Source organism: Streptomyces sp. AP-93, from assembly GCF_022808175.1.
Classification (GTDB): Bacteria; Actinomycetota; Actinomycetes; order Streptomycetales; family Streptomycetaceae; genus Streptomyces.
This window is the reverse complement of sequence record NZ_JALGBX010000041.1, coordinates 11,791-35,614: the sequence shown is the minus strand read 5'-3', so window position 1 is coordinate 35,614 and position 23,824 is coordinate 11,791. Positions and strand designations below refer to the sequence as shown.

Here is a 23,824-nt window from a genome sequence, read left to right as displayed (position 1 = left end):
ATCAAGAAGATTGGTCAGACCCGCGTTCCGTACCAGACGGGCGTCTTCTCGCAGAGGCGTGAACCCTGCTGAGACTGGACACGACCACACATCAAGAGAGTAGGTTTTGTGAGCAAGAAACTTGAAGTTCTCATCATCGGCGGAGGGCCCGCTGGATCAACGGCCGGTGCACTTCTCGCCAGGGCGGGCATGTCCGTGAAGCTCCTCGAGCGTGCAGTATTCCCGCGCTACCACATCGGTGAGTCGATCACGACCTCTTGTCGCGGAATCCTCGACTACCTCGGAGCCCTGGAGAAGGTCAACTCTCGCGGCTACACCTCCAAGTCGGGCGCGCTGCTGCGCTGGGGCAAGGAAGACGACTGGGTCATTGACTGGACCCAGCAGTTCGGCCCCGACATGCGCTCCTGGCAGGTCGAGCGCGCCGACTTTGACCAGGTTCTCCTCGAGCACGCCCGGGAGAGCGGTGTTGACGTCGTCGAGGGAGCCCGCGTCAAGAAGGTCGTCTTCGAGGATGACCGCGCCACCGGCGTGGAGTGGGTCGACCCTCAGAGTGGCGAAACCCTCACCACCCGCGCAGACTTCGTCCTCGACGCGTCGGGCCGCGCCGGGCTGATCGGGGCGCAGCACTTGAACAACCGCCAGCCTCACGAGATCTTCCGCAATGTCGCGATCTGGGGTTACTGGGACGGCGGCGAGCTGCTTCCCAACAGCCCCGCTGGCGGGATCAATGTCGTCTCCTCCGACGACGGCTGGTACTGGGTGATTCCGCTCAGCGGAAAGCGCTTCAGCGTGGGCTTCGTCACCCACAAGACCAACTTCGTCGAGCGACGCAAGGAGTTCACCTCTACCGAGGACATGCTCCTGGCCGTGATCGCCGAATCCCCCACCGTCGAGGGCCTCATGGCGCAGGGCACCTTCCAGGGCCAGGCACGTGTGGAGCAGGACTTCTCCTACGTGGCTGACCGGTTCTGCGGCGATGGCTACTTCCTCATGGGCGACGCGGCCTGCTTCCTCGACCCGCTGCTGTCCACCGGCGTCCACTTGGCCATGTACAGCGGCCTGCTGGCCGCCGCCTCCATCTCGGCCCTCAGCCACGGCGACGTCACGGAGACCGAAGCCCAGTCCTTCTACGAGACGCTCTTCCGTAACGCCTATGTCCGGCTCTTCACTCTGGTATCCGGCTTTTACCAGAAGCACGCCGGCAAGGACCGATACTTCGCTCTCGCCAACTCCCTGGCCAGGGACGAGGAGGTGTCGGAGAACACCCCCGACGTAGCCTTCGGCGAAATCATCTCCGGTACCACCGACCTGCGCGAGGCCGCGGACACAAGCGGCAAGGCCAGCGAGTCCATTGACAAGGTGATCACGGACCAGAAGCAGCGGAAGTCACCTGTGCAGGAACTGCTCGACGCCGCGGCGGAGGCCCAGGAGCGCGCTCGCCTGGCGGCCGACCCGCACGAACGCCTGACGCCCGACACGGCCATCGACACGAACGACCTGTACGACGTGGACAATGGTTTCTACCTGGTCATGGAGCCCCGGCTGGGCATAGGGAAGGCGGGCCTCAACGCCTGACCGCGCACAGGCCGCGGGAGCGGACGGCCGCCGGACGGCAGGTCCAGTGCCACGGACGACCGTGCTGCGGCTGACCCTCCCATCCAGCCCATATGCACGCGTACGTCATCGAGTCGGAGCAGGAATTGGACAAGGTCCTCGCTGCTGGCCACGCTCTCGGGGTTCATCGTCCATAAGATGCCGGTACTGCTGTCCGAGGAGTTCATCCGCTGGCAGCAGTACCGGATCGACGGCTTCTGCGCGGATGCGAAATGGTAGTTCAGAGATTCCTGCGTTGCGCCCTTCGCGTGGTGCTGGACTACGAGTGCAAGCCGGTATGACAGAGATGCTCACTGATGCGCGGATCCAACCACGATGTCTCCTTGTCGCTGGTGGCTGGATCCAGTGAGGAGGACGTTGAGAAGCGCTTACCGGAAGCCGCGCAGAGGTCCCATAACACACCGTTTGGATCGAAAAAGCAGCCCTGCGGGTCCCCCGCACATTCGCCAAGAAGAGGAGACCGAATCCGTGCGCAGTCAGCACCTTCTCATTGTCACCGGTGCGAAAGACCAGCCCGACCGGGCGCGAAGCGTATCCCCAGGCCTGCGGATCAGCCTCATCACCCGGCAGGAAATGTGGCAAAGGGTATGGGACATGGAAAAGTTCGCCCGTGTCATCGTGCTTCCCGATGACACAGGCGACGACGAATGGCTGGCTCTGGCCCGCACGATCCACGCCCTGGACCCGATCGACGCCGTAGCCAACTTCACCGAGAAGGATCTGGACAAGGCCGCGATCATCGCCGCGGACCTCGGTATACGTTGGCACAGCCTCGAGTCTGTCCTGACTGTGGGGGACAAATTCCAGATGCGACGTAGCCTTCAGGCCGCCGGCGTCGACGACACCCCTTGCGAACTCGTGAAGTCACCCGAAGACTTGCGCGCAGCAGCAGGGCGGCTGGGATACCCATTGATTTGCAAGCCCCGCCGCGGCATCTCGAGCCAGGGCATCAGCCGCCTGACCGGCCCGGACGATCTCGACGGTGCCTTCGCCTGGAGCTCCTCAGGGACCCACGACCTGGACTCGACCGACCTCATCGTCGAGCGCTTCCACATGGGCGACGAGTACAGCGTCGAATGCCTCAGCGAGGATGGCCACCACCTCGTCGTTTCCATCACGGAGAAGTCCGTGGACCGTGAACACTTCATCGAGCTCGGTCACATAGTGCCAGCTCCGCTGGCGCCGGAAGCCGCGGACCGTATCGCGGACACTGTAACCCGCATGCTCAACGCATTGGGAGTACAGGACACCGCGACACACACAGAGATCATCGTGACCGCGGACGACGTACGCATCGTGGAGACGCACCTGCGATGTGGTGGCGATCGGATCACCAATATGGTGGCCGCCGTTAAGGACGTCGACATGCCGGAGGCGGCGGCACGTCGTTACCTCGGCCAGCAGGTGCTGGCCGAGGCCATCCGCGCGGTCGATGCCTACGAAGCAGCAGTCGACAAGCAGTGCGCAGCCATCCGCTACGCCGTGCCGTCCACCATCGGCCGGGTGACGGCGGTGAACGGTGTCGATACGGCCCGGATGCTACCCGGAGTCCAGGAGGTCACGGTGTTGAAGGAATCCGGATCGATACTGACGCAGCTCACCGGTTCAGGATCTCGTGCCGCCTTCGTCTGGGCGCTCGGATGGTCTCCCGAAGAAGCGGCCACTCGCGCACAGGCCGGCGTAGACGCACTGGAATTCGAGGTCCAACCGCAGACGCCGTAGCTCCAGCGGCGCGTTGCCGAGAGGGTACCTGGTTCAAATCGCCACTATTGATTGCGGTTTATGCTCGAATGTCACACCAAATGGGGTGAGGTTGCAGTCAACGGATCCAGCAGTTGGCTGTGCGCGAACTAACCTTCGGCAAGACCTACGTGACCTTCGTGGCAGAGGTCCAATTTTAATAGGCGCGGCCCGACACCAGAGGCCCTTTTCCGCTGCCACGTCCGCCGAGCGAGACCATAGCGCGTGGTCACTGGCCGCGCGGCATTCAACATAAACACCCCATCAAGACCGACCAGAAAAAGACTATGTCGACTCTTATTCTCTGCAACCTTAAAGTGCTTACGCGGAACACGCCTCAGGAGTGGCTGGAAGCCACTGGAGGCTCCGCAACCCTTGTGACAGGAGTTGATCAAGATCATGACATGACGTGGCTAACCGAACGCTACGGCGCCGCATTTGCCGCTATTCACGGGTTCCCCAAATACTCGGCCAACGACAAGGTATTGAAGGCTGCTGACGCCTTGCTCACTGCCGGCTCTTTCAGTCGGATCGTGGCCATGACCGAATCGGATGTGATGCGTGCCGCCGCACTCCGTGAACGTCACGGTATACCCGGCTTGCTGCCGAATGACGCCGTCTACATGCGAGACAAGTCGCTCATGAAGGAGCGTGCCGCTGAGAACGGAATCCCAGTGCCTCGCGACCGAAAGGTCACCAATGCACTGGAGATCGCCGACTTTATTGACCAGGTTGGCTACCCAGTCGTGCTGAAACCTTTCTGCGGCGCGGGGTCCATGAACACACACGTAATCGAATCAGAGCAAGAGCTCGACCGGATCCTAGAGGGGGGATGCTTCTCGAACTCCGCCGTCGACATGATGCGCGAACTGTTGCTCGAAGAGTTCGTTCACGGTGAGCAATACCACATCAATGGATTCTATGCTGACGGACAGTGTCACTTCATGAATGTGGGGCGCTATGTTGGCACTCACCTCGATTTCCTCCACGGTCGACACTTGGCGAGCGTCCTGCTGGACGCAAAGAGTGAGCTCTCGCGAAAGATCGTCGCGTTCAGTCGGAACCTTCTGGAAAAAGCGCTCCCTTTCGGTCCCGATGGCATGTTCTACGTTGAGATCTTTGAGAGCACAGACGGCACGTTGGTCATGGGAGAGGTCGGAGCACGCATCGGCGGCCTCTCGGTGTATGAAGAGAGCCGCTTGGGATTTGGTGTTGACTTCAAGATGGCTGCGGTACGGGCCTTCTGCGGTCGCGGGGTTCCACAGTGGCCGGTAACCGAAGAGCTGCAGCAGCAGTTTGTTGGCCATGTCGTCTTCTCTCCTCAGCTGGGATTCCTCGAGGAAATCCCGCATGAGTGCCCCTTCGACTGGGTTCTTGACTACCAGGCCAGCCCGGCAGGCAGGCGCTACTCAGCAATGCGTGGCACGAATGGCGAAGTCGCCACGATCATTGTAGGCGGCGAGAACGAAAAGGATGTTCAGCAGAATCTCGTGCAGGCCACGCAGTGGTTCTATGACAACACCAAGTGGTCGAACTGACACGTCCTTTCTGATTGTCGCCGAATTAGGCGTCGTCTCGTTTGGTGTGGAACTCACGTGTCACGCTCTTGGCCGTACAACTCGCGGGTCCGCTAAGGGCCCGTAAAGAATCAACGTGAGGGTTTTGCCTGTGGTGCGAGGGCAGGGAGCTGCCGATCAATTACTGATCGTTTTGGTTTGGGTTCGCCCGACCAGGTCCGGGGAGGGTGCCGCCTTGCGGTCTGCCTTGGTGAGGTTTCGGCGCTTGCGGCGGGTGATCCCGCGGATGTCGTGCTCGCGCATCAGCCGCTCGACCTTCTTCCGGTTGATCCTCCGGCCCTTTCGGCGCAGGGCCGCGGTGATCCTCGGGGCGCCGTAGGCGCGGCGGGATTCCTCGTGGATCTGCCGGATCTCGGCCACCAGCTCGTCCTCCTCGCGCGCTGTGACGGCGGCGGCCGGACGGGCGGCGAGGTAGGCGTAGTAGCCGGAGCGGGAGATCTTCAGGGCCCGGCACAGCAGCGAGACGCTGTAGCCGTCCGGGCGGTCGGGGCCGGCCTTCTCCGCGTCGACGAACGCGTAGCGCGTGGCTGCGTCTACTTCGTCTTGTGGTTCGCGAAGAAGGCGGTCGCTTTTCCCAGCACCTCGATGGTCTGTTCCATCTCGCGGACCTTGCGGCGCAGGCGCGCCAGTTCCTCGCGCTCGGCCGTGGTCAGCGCGCCCGCCGGCCCCTGGCCGCGGTCGGTCTTGTCCTGGTTGACCCAGTTCCGTAGTCCCTCGGGGCTGACGCCGATCTCCCGGGCGACCTCGGTGACCGTCTTGCCCGACGAGTGCACCAGGGCCACGGCGTCGCGCTTGAACTCGGCCGTGTACCGCTTGCTCGTATTGCTCTTCTTGCTCACTACCTGGGACTGCTTCCTCCGGGACTGTCCGTCCCAGTATCAGGCTGTCCAGCTCAGAGGGGGAACTTCATCGCTTCGGCTGACCCCGGACGAGGACTGAAATCAACCAGCACCGTCCCAAGCCGGATACTCCCGACGCGCCGCCCCTCCGAGGCTGCCTGCGTTGAGCTGGCGCTGAAGAAGAGCGGGCCCGAGTGATCTTAGCCCGATAGGGTGTTGACCCTGGGGAGCATTGACGGGAGTGGGGCATGAGCAAGCTGCACGTAGAGTATGTCCGCAAGGCCATCGAAGACCGTTTCACGGGCCTGATCGACATGGCGGACCAGGCGAAGTTCGCTGAAGACCAGCGCCAGCAGGCGTTCCTGAGCAGGGGTCTTGCCGCGCTCGCCGTGCAGATCGAGCACCAGGTCACTGCCCGCACCGCGGCCGTCCGCGTCTTCGATGGCCAGGACGACCGGGGCCTGGACGCGATGTCGGTGGAGGTCGGCACGCCTCAGTCCCGGATCTGCCTGGTACAAGCCAAGTGGAGCGATAAGGCCAAGGGCGGCTTCGACGAAGAGGCCGTACACAAGATGTTCCGCGGCCTCGACCTACTCTTCGACCGTGCCTACTCGCGGTTCAACAGCCGATTCCAGCACTTGGTCCCCGAGCTCCAGCAAGCGTTCGAGATCGGCATCCCGAAGGTGACGCTGGTGCTGGCTCTGATGCGGACTACACCTCTCGACCCAAACGTGCACGCGCTGCTGACGGAGAAAGTCGATGAGCAGAATCGAGTCTCCGATGTCGTCGAGGTCAAGGTCCTCGACCTCCGCGACTTCCACCGGGCCATCTTGGGCGACGCCGCGGCCCCGAAGATCGACACCACGGTCCGGCTCGACGGCTTCGTGCAGGAGTCGACGCCGTACAAGGCCCTCTACGGCACCATGACCGCGCCCGACCTCGCCGACCTGTACGGCGAGCACCGGCGCGGACTGTTCGCCCGGAACATCCGGGACTCTCTCGACCTGACCGACGTCAACGTCAAAATCCAGAACACCCTCCTGGAACAGCCTGAGCACTTCTGGTACTTCAGCAACGGCATCACCATGCTCTGCGAGACGATCAAGCCGGTCGGGCGGGCCGTCCCTGGCAAGGTCGGCGACTTCAAGCTCACCGGCGCCAGCGTCGTCAACGGCGCGCAGACCGTAAGTGCTATCCACCGGGCGTTCACCAAGGACCCCGACACCGCGCAGATCGGCCGTGTCATGGTCCGGCTGATTTCCCTGGAGGACTGCCCGCCCGGGTTCGGCGACCAGGTGACCACCACCACGAACACCCAGAACCCGATCGAGGAGCGCGACTTCAAGTCCCTCGACCAAGGCCAGGTCCAGCTGCGCGACGACTTCGCCCTGCTGCTGCACCGCAGCTATGTCATCAAGCGCGGCGAGCGAACGCCGGCCCCGGCGCACGGCTGCTCGATCATGGAGGCGGCCGAGGCGCTGGCCGCCGTCAGTCCGAACGCGCAGCTCGCGGCCGTGGCCAAGCGCGACCAGAACCTCGCAGGTCTCTGGGAGGACGACGTCTACCAGGAGATCTTCGGCCCGTCACCGAATGTGTACCGGGTCTGGCGCTCCGTGGAGCTTCTCCGCGCGGTCCGCGCCGAGCTGCAGACGCTCCGCGAAGGCCTGCTCTGGCGCGCGGACGCGGCCGCCTCCCACGGAGACCTCCTCGTCACCCACATCGTCTTCCGCCGCCTGGGTACCACCGCCATAGAGGACCCCGACTTCGCCTGGGCGGCAGAGCTTGCCAAGGTGCCCGAGCTGGTGCAGGACACTCTCGCGTGGGTGCTGCGGGCTATCGACGAGGAGTACGGGAAGAAAAGCCACATCATCGCCGCTGTCCGGAACGCCGAGCGTATTGAACGCGTGGTGCGGGCTGCACTGAGAGGCTTGGACTCCGAGAGTCTCGCACCCGCGCTCGGGGAGGGGTACCAGGTCACAGCGACCGAGCAGCGCGGCCGACAGGTCAATGCCGTAACTACCCTGACCGTCGCACGTCGGATCCCGGACGGCACGGTTCTGGAGTTCCGACCGTTCACTAAGCCGGAACGGCGCGAGATGACGGACTGGCTCGCCGAGAACCCTGAGCGGTCCCGCGCGACCTGGAACAACGACAACGGCCGCAACCCCCTGCGATGGGAGGCGGACGGGGAGTGGTACTCGCCCAGCGGATTGGCCCGGAAGATGCGGTGCGAGGCATCTGGGGTGGACACTGCGGCGCAGGGCACCGTCCGATGGTTCGTAGCTGGCCAGGGGTCCCTCGACGACCTCGCGTACGAGGTGCGGCAAAGCGAAGGAATTGATGTGCAGGACGGGCCGGCGGGCGGCTGAAGGGGATGCCGGCGGCGGTTCCCAGAGAGTTTTTTGGCATCGGCCTCGCCAGGCGTGCCGAGCCTGCCTGGCTCGGCCGGAACCCCGGGGGGATTGTCAGTGCCCGCCGGTAGGCTCGCGCCGCATGGCGGCCGGTCATGATCCGGCCTCTCGGGAATCGCCGCCCGGCCTGCTGCCGTGGCCGTAGGATCGCAGGTGGCGGCCGTGACGGGGCGGGTACGGCGCGCACCGGGCGGTGAGTGCCGCCCTGCACCACCGAGCACAGGGAAGAAGCGGCACGCTGATGGAGGAACTGACCTTGGACCTGGACATCCCGCAGCAGCCCGGGGGCGAGGTCGGCCCGGCAGCGGAGGACACCCAGCCTCAGGTCACTGCCCTGGAAGAGGGCCAGGTCGTCGACTACATCACCGGTAAGGCGATCAAGGAGACTCCGAAGGAGAAAGTCCGCCAGCGCATCGCCCGGGCTCTCGTCCACGAGCATGGGATCGACCCCCATGACATGGCGCGTGACTTCCCTGTCACCGTCAGTGCCGAGGACGCTCCGCGCAAGCGGACGAAGAAGGCGGACATCGCGGTCTTCGAGTCCGGAGCCCCGCACACCACGGTGAACCTTCGACGCGTAGTGGTCTGCAAGCCTGAGCCCAAGCGCGGCAAGAACGTCGTTAAGCTCCGTGAACCCGAGGACGCACAGAAGGACCTCGACGACCTCAAGGAGCTGCTGGGCAACGAGGACCGCCCTTCGTGCGCGGACGGCATGTGGACGGACGGCGTCGACTTCTTCTTCCTCAAGAAGGTGATCGGCGGCTTCGGCGCTACCTTCGAGGACCGCAGCGACTGGGAGGTTGCCGATGGCACCGTCGGCAGCCGGACCGTCGCCTCGCACCAGCGGCTGCGCCGGGCCGAGCCGGAGATGCTCAAGACCTCGTTCCGCCGTTGCCACAACTACATCCACGGCAACGAGGGCATGTCGAAGGATGCCGCCTTCTGGCAGTTCCTCTACCTCCTCTTCGCCAAGACGTACGACGAGCGGGTCAGCCGCGGTACCGGGCGCGGCCGGTTCCGCACGGGTTTGAAGGAGATGTTCGAGGAGGGCGGGCGGGCCGCCATCAGCGCGCGCGTCAAGGAACTCTTCGAAGACGTCAAGCGCGAGTACGGGGGCGTCTTCAAGCCCACGGACGAGATCACCCTCTCCGACCGGGCGCTCGCCTTCATCGTCAGCGAACTTGCCCCGTACGACCTCAGTGGCACCGACATCGACGCCAAGGGCATCGCCTACCAGGAGCTGGTCGGCACCAACCTGCGCGGCGATCGGGGCCAGTACTTCACGCCGCGCGGCGCGGTGAACCTGATGGTGGAGATCCTCGACCCGCAGGAGGACGAGACCGTACTCGACCCCACCTGCGGCACCGGCGGATTCCTCCAAGCAACCCTCAACCACCTGCACCACACCTGGCAGAAGACAGAGGGCACTTACGGCTTCCCGGACACCGACGAGCAGCGCGAGCGCTTCCGGGACCGACTGAAGGATTACGCGGAGAAGCACCTCTTCGGCTCAGACTTCGACCCATCGCTGGTCCGAGCCACCACCATGAACATCATGACGCTCGCGGAGACCACCGGAAACGTCTTCCACATGGACTCGCTCGCCTTCCCGCGAGGCCACCTGCCGGGCGTCGAGCCGGCGAGGAAGGCGATCCCGCTCGGCAAGGCCGTGGACGTGCTCCTGAGCAACCCCCCTTTTGGCGCGGACATCCCCGTCAGCGATGAGTCGGTGCTCGGCTCGTTCCGTGAGGGCATCGCCAGGTCTTGGGGGCGAAACAAGGAGACTGGCGAGCTCGAGGCGAGCGTCACTAGCCAGCCGGGCAGCATGGCGCCCGAGCAGTTGTTCATCCAGCGCGCCATCGAGTGGGTCAAGCCCGGCGGCCGCATGGGCATCGTCTTGCCGAACGGTATCCTCTCGAACCCGGGCCCCACCGATGAGGCGATCCGGCGGTACATCTTGGAGCACTGCTGGGTCCTTGCCAGCGTCGAGCTGCCGGTGGAGACGTTCATCGTCGACGCTAACGTCAACATCCTCACGACGCTCCTTTTCCTGAAGCGGAAGACCGATCAGGAAGTGCGCAACCACCGACTGGGGACGGAGAACCCGTATCCGGTCTTCATGGCGGTCGCCGAGAAGGTCGGCTTCGACCGACGGGGAGCCGACCTCTACAAACGCGAGCCCAACGGGGACATCGTGGTGGAGACCACGGTCGAGATGGAGCGGCTCCGCATCCGGGGTAAGGAGGTGACCCGGCCGCTGACGCGCAGCAGGCCAGTCATCGACAACGACCTGCCCGTGATCGCGGAGAAGTACCGCGAGTTCCGGGCCAAGCATCCGGTGCCCGGCGTTGAGCCGCGCAAGGGTGCGGAGGCAGGCGCATGAAGGTCGCAAGCCCTTCCAACCCAGTGATGTCGGACTGGCTCGCGGAGCAGGGCTTCCGGCTCGACGCGAAGCCGTACATCTCGGGTGCGCTGGAAGCGAAGAAGATGCTGGAGCGGCTGCCGGACACGGTGCCGCTGGCGAGCGTGACCTCCGGACACAACGGCGGGCTCTTCAACGGGCCCATGTTCCGGCGGGTCTACCTCACCGACCCCGAGCACAGTGTGCCGTTCCTCGGTTCGAGAGACATGATGGCGGCCGACCTCGCTGGTCTGCCCCGGCTGCGGAAGTCCGATGCCTTCTCGGCGGCCCTGTCCTACCTCCAAATCAAGCCCGGCATGACCCTGATCTCGTGTTCGGGGTTCTACGCTGGCAGGAGGGCGTACGTCCGCCCCGACATGGGCGGCTGCTGGTCTTCGCAGCACACGCTCAAGGTCGAACCGGATACGGAGAAGATCCAGTCGGGGTACCTGTATGCCTTCCTGCTCAGCCGGTTTGGTGAGGCGCTCGTTAGAGGGTCGGTCTACGGGTCGGCCGTGAAGCACATCGAGCCGCAGCACCTTGTGGGTCTTCCCGTGCCACGGCTGGGCGCGGCACGGGAAGAGCGCATCCATCGGCTGGTGGAGCACAGTGCGAGATTGCGGGCGCGATGCCAGGCGGATCTGGTCGCCGCGACGAAGGACTTCTTCGACAGCAACGGGCTTTCGGACCTGAACGACGTCCGCTGGCACCAGCAGGAGCGAGACCTCGGGTTCGAGGTCGAAAGCGTGGGGCCTACCTCCCTTCGTGCGCTGAACTTCGCCCCCCGCGCGCGGGTGCTGATGGAGAAGCTGGCTGTCGTGCCCGGAGAGACTCTCGGCTCGATTTGCTCTGGAGGCCAGCTCAGCCGCGGTGTCCGTTTCAAGCGAGTCGACAGCGATCCCGAGCACGGAGTGCAGCTGGTCGGGCAGCGGCAGGCCTTCTGGCTCCGTCCTGAAGGCCGTTGGATTGGGGCATCATCGACACCCGCAGAAGTGTTCGCGGCCGACGAGACGATCCTGATCGCGGCGCAGGGCACTCTCGGAGAGAATGAGGTCTACTGTCGTCCGACACTGGCTACCGGGTCCTGGCTGCGGTACGCGTATTCGGAGCACTTTCTCCGCGTCGTCAGCGGTGACCCGGAAGTCCCCGGCGCCTACCTCTTCGCCTTCTTCCGCTCCGAGGTGGCCTTCCGTCTGCTGCGTTCCCTGAGTGCCGGTGGCAAGCAGCAGGATATCCACGAGACCCTTCGCTCCGAGATCCCGATCCCGCTTGCACCCCCCGCCGACCGTGCCCGCATCGCCGCCACGGTCCGCTATGCCTACCAATGCCGCGACCGTGCCGACGTCCTAGAGGACAAGGCGCTCGCGCTGCTCACCGCTGCCATCGAGGAGGCCGCCGGCTGATGGGTGCCAGGATCGTTGCAGTTGGGGAGGCCGTCAACGATGCCGAGCGGAGGGTGATCGCGCACCTGCGTGATCACGCCCCCGACGATTGGACGGTCCTGCACTCCGTCGAGTTCCCGCAACGGGACCGGCTGTTCGAGGTTGATCTCGTCGTGGTCACCGGGCATGCGGTGTCCGTCATCGACGTGAAAGGCACTCATGGCCGGATCGAGGCCGACGGCAGCCGCTGGCATCCGTCGCGGCGGGCTCCATTCCGCAGCCCGGTGCCCAAGCTCCAGAGCCACGCCCGACAGCTCAAGACGATCCTGGAGACCGCGCACCGGCCGCTGTCCCGGCTCTGGACCGACGCCTTAGTGGTGCTCTCGGCGGCGGACGCCGTGCTTGTGGACGGCACGCCCCAGCAGCGCGATGCGAAGGCCACCGTCCCCCTTGCCGACCTGATCGGGCGGCTGGCCGATGTGGGCCGCGTACCGGTGTCCTCCGGGCGGTTCGACACCGACATCTCTGCGCATCACGAGGCGATCGTGCGCACGGTCCGGGGCTCGTCGCGTGCGCCGTCCGGGCCGCTGAGGTTCGGCAGCTGGGAGGTGATCGAGCGGCTCAGTGAGTCCCAGCACGCCGAGGGCGTCGACGTGCTCGACGAGTACCGGGCGAAGAACGCGCTGGCCGTGCAGGGTTCGGGGACGGTCCGTCTGCAGGTCCGCAAGGCAGACCCGTATGCCGCCGAGGCCGACCGGCTGATGCAGCAGAAGCGGATCGGCATCGCCTACGAGGCGCTCGGCAAGCTGCCCTCGCACCCGAACATCGTCGGGGTGCGGGACTTCTTCGCCGACGAGGACCGGGACATCTATGTCACCGTCTTCGACGACGTGCCCGGCCACGCGCTGAAGCTGCACCTGACCGGGGCCGCAGACCCGCTCACCGCCGACTCTAAGCTGCGGACGGTCCGGGACGTCCTGCAGGGGCTCGCCCACGCTCACAGCCGCCGTATTGCTCACCGCGAGCTGAACCCTTCGACCGTTCTGATCGCGCAGAACGGCCGGGCCATGCTGACCGGCTTCGAGTACGCCAAGACTGCGCAAACCCGCGGCCACACCGTCATGCACGAGGCACGTCAGGTCGCCGACCCCGCCTATCTGGCACCCGAGTGCCACGCCGACCCCGCTGCCATGGGCATGCCCTCGGACATCTACTCGGTCGGGGTCATCGGCTACCAGTTGCTCACAGGGGAGTTGCCGTTCACCTCGGCCACCGAGCAGGCCGGAGCGGCCGGGCGGCTGCCCGCCTCCGGCCTGGAGAGCGCCGGAGTGCGGGTGGAGCTGGCGCACTGGCTCCAGACGCTGTGTGTGACGGACCCGGCCGCCCGGCCCTCCGCTGTCGAGGCGCTGCGGCGGCTCGACCTGGCCATGGGTGTCCGGAAGACCCCGGCCAGGCGTATCGGCTCCTCCGCCGCCAGGTCGGCGGAGGAGCCCGCCGCCGTCGCGTACGGCTCGAACAGTCAGGACGGGCCGCGCGGACCGGAGTTCTACCGGGACCTGCCGGCCGACTTCCAGCTCGGCACGAAGTATCTGGTACGGCGGAAGCTGGGCCGCCCCGGGGCGTTCGGCGTGGCCTACAGGGTGTACGACACAATACGGAGTGTCGACCGGGCGGTGAAGCTGGTCCTGCGGGACCGGGAGTCCGTCTTGGAGCGGCTGCGCCGCGAGGCCGACGTATTGCAGCGGCTCCAGAGCGCGCCACACCCCAACGTGGTGTCGATGGTGGACGCCGACCGACTGCCATCACCGGACGAATACCCTTACCTTGTCTTCGAGTTCGTCGACGGCAAGGACGTCGCCGAGGTGATCCGTGGCGGGCGGATGGGTGCGGCGGACGTGCTGCGTCTCGCGATCGACACCGCCCGCGGACTGCGGCACATCCACGACCTCGGGGTGTGGCACTGCGACATCAAGCCGAGCAACCTGCTGTGGACCGACGACGGCGTCAAGCTCATTGACTTCGGGATCGCCAAGACCTCGGACTCCTCCGAGGGCCATACGTACACCAGTCCGCGCTACACCCCGCCCGACCTGGACCAAGTGCCGGCCGACGCCAGCGGGTACACCGACCGTGACTTGTTCGGGCTCGGCGTCACCCTGTTCGAGGCACTTACCGGCGGACAGTATCCGTGGGACGCCAACTGGCCCCTCCCCGGGGTCGCGCCGATCGACCCGCGGACCGCGTACAGCGGTTTCGGAGACCTCGCGCCGGGTTTCGCCGAGATCATGCTGCGGGCCATCTCTCCGTACCGGGGCGAGCGGTTCGGTACGGCCGAGGAACTGCTGCGAGCTCTGGAGGCCCTGGACTCCGCCCGGTCCGCCCCCCTGACGCCGCTGCTGCCCGAGCACTCCGAGCTGCCCCCGGCCCCACCTGCCGGCGGCGCGGGTGACAAAGCCGCGCTCCCTGAGCCGAACAGCAACCCGTTCGTCGCGCACCTCCAGACGCTGTACAGCCAGAGCCGCCGCAGCAACCGCGGCACCCGCGGCCTCGACCCGCACACCATGTCGGTGTACGTCGAGACTGCCCTGGACCGTGAGCTCGTCCCTGCCCTCCGTCAGGGACGCCACGCGCTCGTCGTGGTCACCGGCAACGCGGGCGACGGCAAGACCGCCTTCCTGGAGAGCTTCGAGCGCCAGGCCGGCAAACTAGGCGCCGACTTCGGCCCGAGGCGGCCCAACGGCAGCGACTTCACCCTGGAGGGCCACCGCTTCCGCACCAACCACGACGGCAGTCAGGACGAAGGGGATACCGACGGGGACGAGGTCCTAGAGAAGTTCTTCGCACCCTTCTCCGGCACCGCCGAAACGGAATGGCAGCACACTCAGGGCGAGACCTGGCTGATCGCCGTCAATGAGGGCCGCTTGATCGACTTCCTCAGCCATCGCCACGACCGCTACCCCCACCTCGCCAAGCTCGTCAATCTGGGACTCTCCGGCCGGAACACCGGACAGGCCGTCGCCGTCGTCAACCTCAACGCACGCGATGTGACCTCCCGACCGGTCGGGACCGACGGCACCCCCCAGGACGGCGAGTCGCTCCTTGAGCGGATGGTTGACCGCATGACGCACGAACGGTTCTGGGAGGACTGCGCCGGCTGCGACCTCGCCGACACCTGCTATGCCCGGCACAATGCACAGACCTTCCAGCACCCGTCTGCCGGCCCGCAGGCCAAACGACGGCTGCGCCGGATCTACGAACTCACCCAGCTGCGCGGCAAGCTGCACATCACCCTGCGCGACCTGCGCTCGGCACTTGCCTTCACCCTCACCTCGGGCCGCGACTGCACCGAGATCCACCAGCTGTATGCGGCAGGGGACGCCCAGCAGACCCTCGACAGCTTCTACTTCTCTGCACACCTGGGCACTCCTCCGGCCGACGACGGGACTCCGCAGGAGCACGACCGGCTGCTCTCGCTGCTCCGCGAAGCCGACGTCGCCACCGCGCCCCGGCCCCGACTCGACCGCCGTCTGGACTACACCGGCCTCCTGGAGCATGGCGCCCTGGTCACCGTGGATGGGCGCGGAATCCGCGACCGCATCCTGCTCGGTCGGCAGTTCGAAGAGCTCGGCCGCGCGGGCGCCGCTCATGGAGCCCAGGCGGCGGAACACCGCCGTTACCTGGACGCCGCCCGTCGCCTGCTCTACTTCGAACTCCACGACGAGGACCGGGCCCAGCGGATGCTGCCCTACCCCTCAGTGCTGCGCTTTATGGAACTCCTGACCACTGACGCCTCTGTCGCCCAGGAGCGCGACACCGTCCTGCGCGCCCTCAACCGGGGCGAAGGGCTAATGGCACCGGAGCGCATCGGGGACGCACTCGCCCTGAAGGTCCGTGACGTGGCGGGCGGCACCATCCGCAGCTTCCGCCGCTTCCCCGCCGAAGGGTTCCGCCTCGAACCCGGAGCGGCACCCGCATCCCCGTATATCGAATCCGGCCGCACCGCGCTGCGCCTCAGCTACCAGGACCCCGCCGGCAGCCAGGGAGGCACGGCCGAACTGGACATCCGGCTCGACCTCTTCGAGCTGCTGCAACGGTTCGAGCAGGGCTACCGACCCTCGGTCGCCGACCTTCAAGGGCAACAGCTGGCCCTCGCCGTGTTCAAGAACCGGCTGGCCGCCGTTCCGTACCAGGAGGTGCTCCTCACCATCCACGGATACGACCTGCGCCGGATCCACCGCACCGAGGACTCCGTCCTGCACATGGAAGACCTGACGGCCGCACCGGCCGACGACGAACCGCCGGTCCCAGACACCGAACACCAGCACCACGCGGAAGCAGTCACCGACGGGGCGGAGGAGAAGGCATGGCGCTGACCGGATCGCTCGGTACCTTCCACCACCCCGGCGTCAGCCGGGTCGACTACAAGCCCCTCGACATGGACCGGGTCCTTACCGCGCTGCTCGCGCGGCTATGGCATCGCGGCATGCCCAGCAAGATCAGCCGGTCCAGGACGCTCGACGTCGAAGTGTTCGTCAAGCTGTTCCTGGAGAACCCCGGGGTGTTCGACGGCTTCGACCGGGAGACCACCACCCGCTGGACCGCCACCCACCTCCTGGACCTGGTCAACCGCGCCAAGGCCGACGAGGCCGTGGCGGGCCCCCGGCCGTTGCACGGATTCACCTACCGGTTCCGCAACAGCCGCAAGTCCCGCCCATACGGAGCCGACGAGCAGCTGTACGAGATGCTCACCGCGGACGAGGGAGCCCTCAAGGGACTCCGCGAATTTTTCTTCTCCGACGTGGACCGCGCCACCGGCTCGATCACCCCCGGCGCGGGCGCCGACGTCGAGACACAGGCGCTGCTGCACCTGGTGGAACTGGCCGGAGGCCAGATGCAGGACCGGGCGGACACGGGGAAGCCCCGCACCCCGTACCCGCGGCTCTGCGCCGAACCGGCACTGCTGCTCTGCCAGGACGTCATGCGGCTGCTCTACCACCAGGACCACATGCCGCGCACCGTGCTGGTCGACTACCTGAAGGTGCTGTTCGCCTTCCACCTGTCGCTCTACCACCTGCGCATGGCGAAGCTACTGCCCGCGGCCGTCGAGTCCGGCACGGTGCCGGCATCTTGCCGCAAGGGGCACCCGGGCAAGGCCGAGGCCGACCGCTGCCCGTACCGGGTGCGGCTCTTCCTCGACACGGAGGGGACTCCGGGCACCCCGGCTGCCGCCCTGGCCGAACGCAGCGCGGACATCTGGTACCGGCGCATCCCGCGCTTCGTCCAAGCGACGTACCAGGTGAAGAAGCTCGACGACTTCGCGGAACACCTGGCTGACAAGGTGGGCACACTGAGCCGCCCCAGCGGAAGGAGCTACTTCACCCCGGAAGAAGCACTGCGGCTGCTCGGCAAGTCGTACCGCAAGGACCGCGACGCCTTCTTCTTGATGCGGGTCAACCAGGTACGGGACGAAGAAGACGAACTTCCTGCCGAGCTCAAACGGGTCACCCAGCTCGGACTCGACCCGTTCGATGAGTACACCGAGATGCTGATGTACTACAAGGGCCGCTACAACCGGGGTCAGTTCGTGAAGTGCCTCGACTCGATGCTGCTGAAGCACCGGCCCGGCGCCCTGCTCGCCCAGCCCCGCGGCGGCGGTGACGCCTCCGTCCGCCGGTTCGTCCTGGACGCACGCCTCCTCGAAGTGCTCCTCCAGGTGTCGCTGCTTCGGGAGGGCGACGACGGGTCCGGGAACCTCGCGACCTCGCCGATGCGGGTGGACGCGTTCCTCGCCCTGCTTCGGGACCGCTACGGGCTCTACATCGACCGCCTCCCCGACGGCGACGGCTTCACCGGCGCCCACCTCGACGACCAGGCGGCGCTGCGCGCCAACTCCGCCGCACTCCTGAACCGGCTCCGCGAGATCGGCTACTACCAGGACATGTCCGACGCCTATCTGACGCAGACCATCACCCCCCGGTACGCCATCGGCACCGCAGCACGAACGGGAGAGCTTCCCCGATGAGCACCACCGGAATGACGGAGGCCACTCCCAAGGACCTCCGCGAGGCGCTTGAAGGGGTCCTCGTGCCCCGGCTCGCCAAGCTCGTCGGCGAGCGGAGCGTCGGCCATTGCATGCGGATCACCGAGGTGGAGGCAGAACTGGCGGCGTCGCTGGTGCGCCGCCTGCGGGGAGCGCTCGGCCCCGATGCCACCGTCTGCCTGCTCGCCACCGCCGACGGCCTCGCCCCGGACCGGCCGTTCCACGACGTGGGTGTCAGCAGCACGAAGCTGGTCGAACTTCGCAACCGCACCGAGGGCGAGGGCATCCTGCCCGGACCGCTGCTCGTCTTCGTCCCGCCCGGCACCAGGGTGAGCGCCGAGGACTCCTTCGGCATCGCGACCTTCGAAGAGGTACCGCTCGGCGACGCCTACGCGCGCCTCGCCGATCACCTCCTCGACCAGGTGCCACAGCGGCTGCGCCCAGGCGTCGACGAACTGCTCGCCGCCCTCCGGGACCGCCCGGGAGCCCGGGCAGGCGACCGTGCCGTCGCTCAGTACCTCCTCACTCTCCAGGCCAACGCCTACCGCGACCAGGTCGCCGGGGCGGCGGTGTACCACTTCGGGCTCGTGCCGGACTTCGACCTGTTCGCCGACCCCTCCACCGTCCGCGAGCGCGTCGAGAAGAACCACGGCATGGTGGAGAAGCTGACCACCTCGCCCCGGTCAGAGCGGCAGCGTGTCCTGGATCTCGGCCTGAGCGATGGTGACTTCGCCGCCCGCCTCGCTGGCTTCGTGACCCGCTGCGGTTTGGAGGACCCGTCGGCCTGGACCCGTCGCATCGTCGTCGACCGGGAGAACTGGGGGCTGTCCTTCGGCAACTGGCGCATCGACGAGCGGCAGCGCGTCACCGTCTCCATCGAGGTACGCGAACTAGGTCTCCCCGCGGCAGGCGACAACACCGAGGACGCCCGTGCCCATCCGGCGCTGTCGGCCATCACGGGCCAGCCCTATCTGCTCGCCGGCGAGAAGGGGGTACGCGAGATCACCGCCCGTTTCGTGGTACACCCGGTGCCTCGCAGGGTGGACGAGCTCGAACGGTTCCGCGTGGAGATCGTCTCCGAGAGCAGCGGCCCGATCGGACGGGTCATACACGTTCCCAAGGGGAAGGTAACGAAGGCCGAGTACAAGAGGTCGCTGCCCCGCCTCAACAAGATCGACTGGGAGGAGGGGTGGCACTTCGTCCGCGTCGTCCCGCTCGACAAGGCGGACGAGCCCCTCGACGTCGCCCCCGCCGCCCATGACCTGCCCGGCGGCGAGAGTGAACGCTTCTACGTCATCCCCGACGGCGAGATCGAGGACCCCCCGGAGCGCAGCGTCGGACGCTTCGCCGGGGTCACCCAGGCACTGAGGTCCCTGCAACTCGACGCGCTGGCCGCCGGCGAGGACCCGGCAAGGGTCGGCACCACCGACATCCGCTGGAGGACGGTCACGGCGCGCAGCTCGCACAGGACCCTCACCGTGAGGATCCGCCCTGCGGGAAGCGCCGAGATCAGGCTTTCCCCCCTGCTCGTACAGGCCCAGCAGGACCTCCTGGTGCGGCCTGGCGACACCACGCTGCGCCGCCTGCTCCTGCATCCCGACGGCACCGCCGAGACGGCCACCGGCAATGACGAGGACCTGAAGCACGCCCTGACCGGACGGGCCGCTGAGGCCTACGACGCCTTCCTCGCGGCACGGCGCGCCTACTTCACCGTGATCAGCAGCCGCAGCGAGGAGCAGAGCGGCCAGGCGGACCACCCAGAGGATCTCTTGGTCAGTGAGGCCGTTGACTTCGAACGCGTACGGGACGAACTCGCCGCCTACGTCGAGGCATACGCCGAGCTGATCGACGCCCAGTCGCTCCACGTCGAGCGGACCACCGACATCAGTCGGGGCAGAGCCTTGGTTGCCCTGGCCCGAATCCAACAGATCGACTGCGTCGCGGCGACCGTCACGGACGGCCTCGGACGGCGGGACACCGTCCTGCTCGTCTCGCCCACCCATCCGCTGCGGGCACTGTGGCTGGCGACCTGGTCCGCCCTTGGCATGGACTGGACCGGGCGGCTCGACACCGGGGACAAGCGGGCCGTCCTCGCCGCCAAGGACTCACTCCTGGAATCCCTGGCACCGCTCGGCTTTCCGTTCGCCGTCCCGCGCCAGGACGGCCGCCTGATGGCAGCTGCCGACAACCTCACCCCGTACTGGGGCGCCTACCTGCCCAGCGAGACCTCCGACCCACGCGGACTCCTGGGCCGACTGGCCGCCGCACTGCGCCTCCCGGCCGGGGGTGCACGCTCCGCCAACGGCACCAGCGCGCTGTCCGGAACAGCCCTGGCCGACCGGATCGAACGGTATGTTCGTCTGCACCCGTACGTCCGTACCCTCGTCCTGAACGTCGTCAACGCGGGCCGTGCGGAGATCGTCGCCGACGCCCTCCTCGAACTGCAGCGCCGCGCTCGGACCCGCGACCTCACGTACGACATCCGCCTGTGCGTGACCGACCCGGAGGCCCCGGAGACCGGGGCAGCCTTGACGGAACTGCAGAGCGCCCAGAGCCAGATCGCCTCCGCCGAGGCCGAGGCGTTCCTGCACACGACCGGTGCGGCCCGTACGGCGAAGCTCGTCCACTCGGTAAGGGCTGTGGAGGAGTTCATCCGGCAGCCCGCCGAGTTCGACGCCCACCTCACCGTCCTCATCGACGCCTTCGGCGGCGAACAGCACTCCTCAACCCCGCGCCTGGACATCGCCCACGCCCCCGTACACGGCTTGGTGCAGACGACTGCCTCCACCTACGAGGACAGCGACCAGCAGATCGTCTGGCGCACCGCCCCCCGGCACGGCACGGCCCCGGCCATGGAGGACGTCGAGGACCTCGCCACCCTGATGAGCCGCTTGCCCGCGCTGCTCGCCACCGCGGCCGCCTGCGTGGCCACCGCGGGGCAGGCGCCGCGGAACGTCCCGTGCACCGTCCTCTCCCTCGACACCGCCGATCGGGCCCTCCTCTACCAGGCCCACCAGACCGGCGACTGGGTCGTCACCATCGACCGGACCCTCGGCCTGGAATACTTCGACCACGCCGGACAGCACGGCAGGCCCGAGTACGTCATCGACTACGCGCCCTCTCCGGGCAACGGACTCGGGCACCAGATCATGGTGAGCTCCAACTCGATCGACGAGCTGCGCACCCTGCTCGGTCCCACGGCCCGGCAACACGGCCTCGACGTCGAGGAACGTCACCTCCACTCCTTCTTTGACCAGCTCCGGCTGCTATCCGGCAATCTCGCCTTCAAGCTGGCCTCCACCGCACCCAACCAGCGCACCGAGGTCCTCGGACTGTCCCTGGCCCGCCTTTACCTCGACTACCAGGACGTCCTGCACAACCAGATCGTCGTTCCCCTCGACGCCCACCCTGAGCTGTATGCCGAAGCCCGCCGCCAGGCCCGCGAACTCGGCGACGCCCTCTCCTTCCAGCGCAGCGACCTCGCCCTCTTCCACCTCGATGCACAGGAACGGACCATCACCTGCCGCCTCGTCGAAGTGAAGTGCTATACCGCGCTCGACGACATCAGCGCCTACCAGCGCCTCAAGGCCAAAGTCGGCCAACAGTTGGAGCGGAGCCGGTCCGTCCTCGCCGAATCCTTCGACCCCGCCCACAGCGCACCCGACCGCGTCGACCGCCCGGTCAAGAACCTCGCACTCGGCTCCATGCTCCGCTTCTACCTAGAGAGGGCCGCCCGCCACGGCAGCATGAACCTGAGCGCCCGTACGGCCGCACACCAGCTGCTCGACAGCCTCGACGACGGCTACCGGCTACGGTTCACCCGGAGCGGCCTGATCTTCGACCTCGCCCGGACCGGAACCGACCGGGAGACCGACGACGGTGTCGAATTTCACCGGATCGGCAGTGATCTGATCGACGAACTGGTCCGGGCGATCCCCACGGTGCGACCCGGCGCGCGGGCCTTCCCGGACGCAGGATCCGGCGGCACCGGCGGTAATGGCGGGTCCTCGGCGGAGGAAGACGACGCGGCACCGGATCTGGACGGAGCGGCCACCGCACCCACCCTGGCCCTGCTGCGGCTGTCCGTCCCGCGTCTCGCCGACGCGGGCTTCCGTGCGGAGGACCCTGCGGTGACGGACGAGGAGGAGGGAAGGGAAGAGGGCCGGGCAGCCGCAGAGCCCGCGAGCGGCGCGGCTGACGGACCGGCCCAGGCCGCCGAGGCCGACGCCCCACGCCTCTCGGGAGCGCGTCACGCACCGCCGGCGGAGGGCCAGCCGGAGTCGGAGCCGGAACAGCCCAGCGCTTCCGCGCCGGACGCCGCCGCAGCATCGGAGCCGGTACACCCGATGGCAGACAGGAACGAACGAGAGGAGCCCTCTCCCGGCAGGCTGGCCGACCCGACGCTCGAATCCGCCGATCGGCCCGCCCGTTCTGCCACAGTGCTCGACCCGCGGAGCTTCCACCACGCGCCCACCATCGACGCCCCGGGCCCCGCCGCACCACCCGTGCGCCCGCTCGTCACTGGAACCCCGCAGCCCGACGTCTTCCTCGGAGTCACCCGCCCCTCACCCCAGCACGGCGTGCTGGGCGAGGTAGCCGGCCGCACGGTAGCTCTCGATCTCGACGAGACCCATACGATCAGCCTCTTCGGAGTCCAGGGAGGAGGCAAGAGCTACACCCTGGGCAGCATCATCGAGGGGGCCTCCCTGTCTGCCCCGCCGGTCAACAACCTCCCGCACCCGCTGGCCACTGTGGTCTTCCACTACAGCAAGACCCAGGACTACGCGCCCGAGTTCACTTCTATGGTGCATCCCAACGACGACAGCGCCCAACTCGCCGTCCTCAAGGAACGCTACGGGGCAGAACCGCGGGCGCTGACCGACGTCCTGCTTCTTGCGCCTGAGGCCCAGGTGGATGAGCGCCGCGCGGAGTACCCCGGGATTGAGGTGCAGCCACTGGCCTTCTCCTCGGCTGAGCTCAAGGCGGAGCACTGGAAATTTCTCCTCGGCGCCGTCGGGAACCGGTCCACCTACATCAAGCAGATCGCCAAGGCCATCCGTAAGCGGCGCAGCGACCTGAGTCTCGACGCGATCCGTCAGGAGCTGGCCGACTCGCGGATGCCCGACCACATCAAGGACCTCGCCGAAGACCGGCTTGACCTCGCCGAGGAGTACATCGACGACAGCGTCCGGCTCACCAGCCAGATCCGTCCCGGCCGGCTCGTCATCGTCGACCTCCGCGACGATCTCATCGAGAAGGACGACGCTCTCGGCCTGTTCGTCGTCCTCATGCAGCTCTTCGCCGACGCCCGGGACGGCGATCGCCGCTTCAACAAGCTGGTCGTTTTCGACGAGGCACACAAGTACATCGACAGTCCCGACCTCGTGGCCGGTCTCGTCGAGACAGTCCGAGAAATGCGGCACAAGGGCATGAGCGTCCTTGTGGCGAGCCAGGACCCTCCCTCCGTGCCCGTCCAGCTCATCGAGCTGTCCAACCACGTGATCCTGCACAAGTCCACCTCCCCGGCATGGCTGAAGCACTTGCAGAAGGCGAACGCGGCCCTGTCCGGACTCACCGCCGAGCAGCTGGCCCAGCTCGGCCCCGGCGAGGCGTACGTCTGGTCGAGCAAGGCCACCGACCCGGCATTCACCTACGGCGCCGTCCGTATCCGGTGCCGCCCCCGGGTGACCAAACACGGCGGAGGAACCAAGACCGCATCCGGCGGGTAGTAGCCCGGTCAACCGCCGCCCGAAGCACGGATGACCACGGGCCTCCGTCGTACGGAGACTCGGCACCATAACAGAATCGATCAGCCGGTCT

11 protein-coding genes are annotated in these 23,824 nt (G+C 66.9%); 9 read left to right on the top strand and 2 right to left on the bottom strand.

The features are described 5' to 3' along the window. The first annotated feature begins 108 nt into the window (after positions 1–108). The 3 genes from MTF69_RS40005 (at position 109) to MTF69_RS39995 (ending at position 4,892) form a co-directional block, all read left to right on the top strand. On the top strand, positions 109–1,575 hold the full coding sequence (locus tag MTF69_RS40005; protein ID WP_243341722.1) for an NAD(P)/FAD-dependent oxidoreductase: 1,467 nt from the start codon (positions 109–111) through the stop codon (positions 1,573–1,575). A 507-nt stretch (positions 1,576–2,082) separates the two neighbouring features. Continuing rightward, a complete protein-coding gene (locus MTF69_RS40000; protein ID WP_243341721.1) occupies positions 2,083–3,336 on the top strand; it encodes an ATP-grasp domain-containing protein in 1,254 nt (417 codons plus the stop codon). 422 nt (positions 3,337–3,758) lie between these two features. Continuing rightward, positions 3,759–4,892, top strand: coding sequence for an acetyl-CoA carboxylase biotin carboxylase subunit family protein (locus MTF69_RS39995; RefSeq protein WP_243341720.1), 1,134 nt, complete (start codon positions 3,759–3,761; stop codon positions 4,890–4,892). Positions 4,893–5,048: 156 nt separating this feature from the next. Here MTF69_RS39995 and MTF69_RS39990 read toward each other — a convergent pair whose 3' ends face one another. Both MTF69_RS39990 and MTF69_RS39985 read right to left on the bottom strand, forming a co-directional pair. Further along, positions 5,049–5,294 carry an IS3 family transposase gene (locus MTF69_RS39990; protein WP_279346836.1) on the bottom strand — a complete coding sequence of 82 codons (246 nt, stop codon included), beginning with the start codon at positions 5,292–5,294 and terminating at the stop codon, positions 5,049–5,051. A gap of 170 nt (positions 5,295–5,464) precedes the next feature. Further along, complete coding sequence (locus tag MTF69_RS39985; protein ID WP_243341718.1) at positions 5,465–5,770, bottom strand: transposase; 306 nt, start codon at positions 5,768–5,770, stop codon at positions 5,465–5,467. Positions 5,771–6,018: 248 nt separating this feature from the next. Here MTF69_RS39985 and MTF69_RS39980 point away from each other — a divergent pair, with 248 nt between their 5' ends. The 6 genes from MTF69_RS39980 to MTF69_RS39955 all read left to right on the top strand — a co-directional run bounded on the left by MTF69_RS39980 (position 6,019) and on the right by MTF69_RS39955 (position 23,733). After that, a complete protein-coding gene (locus MTF69_RS39980; RefSeq protein ID WP_243341717.1) occupies positions 6,019–8,139 on the top strand; it encodes an AIPR family protein in 2,121 nt (706 codons plus the stop codon). 283 nt (positions 8,140–8,422) lie between these two features. Then, complete coding sequence (locus MTF69_RS39975) at positions 8,423–10,564, top strand: N-6 DNA methylase (RefSeq protein WP_243341716.1); 2,142 nt, start codon at positions 8,423–8,425, stop codon at positions 10,562–10,564. Beyond that, entirely contained in the window at positions 10,561–11,985 is a 1,425-nt protein-coding gene (locus MTF69_RS39970; protein ID WP_243341715.1) for a restriction endonuclease subunit S, read from the top strand. Before MTF69_RS39975 ends, MTF69_RS39970 begins: the two co-directional genes overlap by 4 nt. Further along, entirely contained in the window at positions 11,985–16,337 is a 4,353-nt protein-coding gene (locus MTF69_RS39965) for a serine/threonine protein kinase (protein ID WP_243341714.1), read from the top strand. The genes MTF69_RS39970 and MTF69_RS39965 overlap by 1 nt, the downstream gene beginning before the upstream one ends. Then, positions 16,328–17,986, top strand: coding sequence for a hypothetical protein (locus tag MTF69_RS39960; RefSeq protein ID WP_243341713.1), 1,659 nt, complete (start codon positions 16,328–16,330; stop codon positions 17,984–17,986). The genes MTF69_RS39965 and MTF69_RS39960 overlap by 10 nt, the downstream gene beginning before the upstream one ends. Next, complete coding sequence (locus tag MTF69_RS39955) at positions 17,983–23,733, top strand: hypothetical protein (RefSeq protein ID WP_243341712.1); 5,751 nt, start codon at positions 17,983–17,985, stop codon at positions 23,731–23,733. The genes MTF69_RS39960 and MTF69_RS39955 overlap by 4 nt, the downstream gene beginning before the upstream one ends. Positions 23,734–23,824 lie beyond the last annotated feature (91 nt).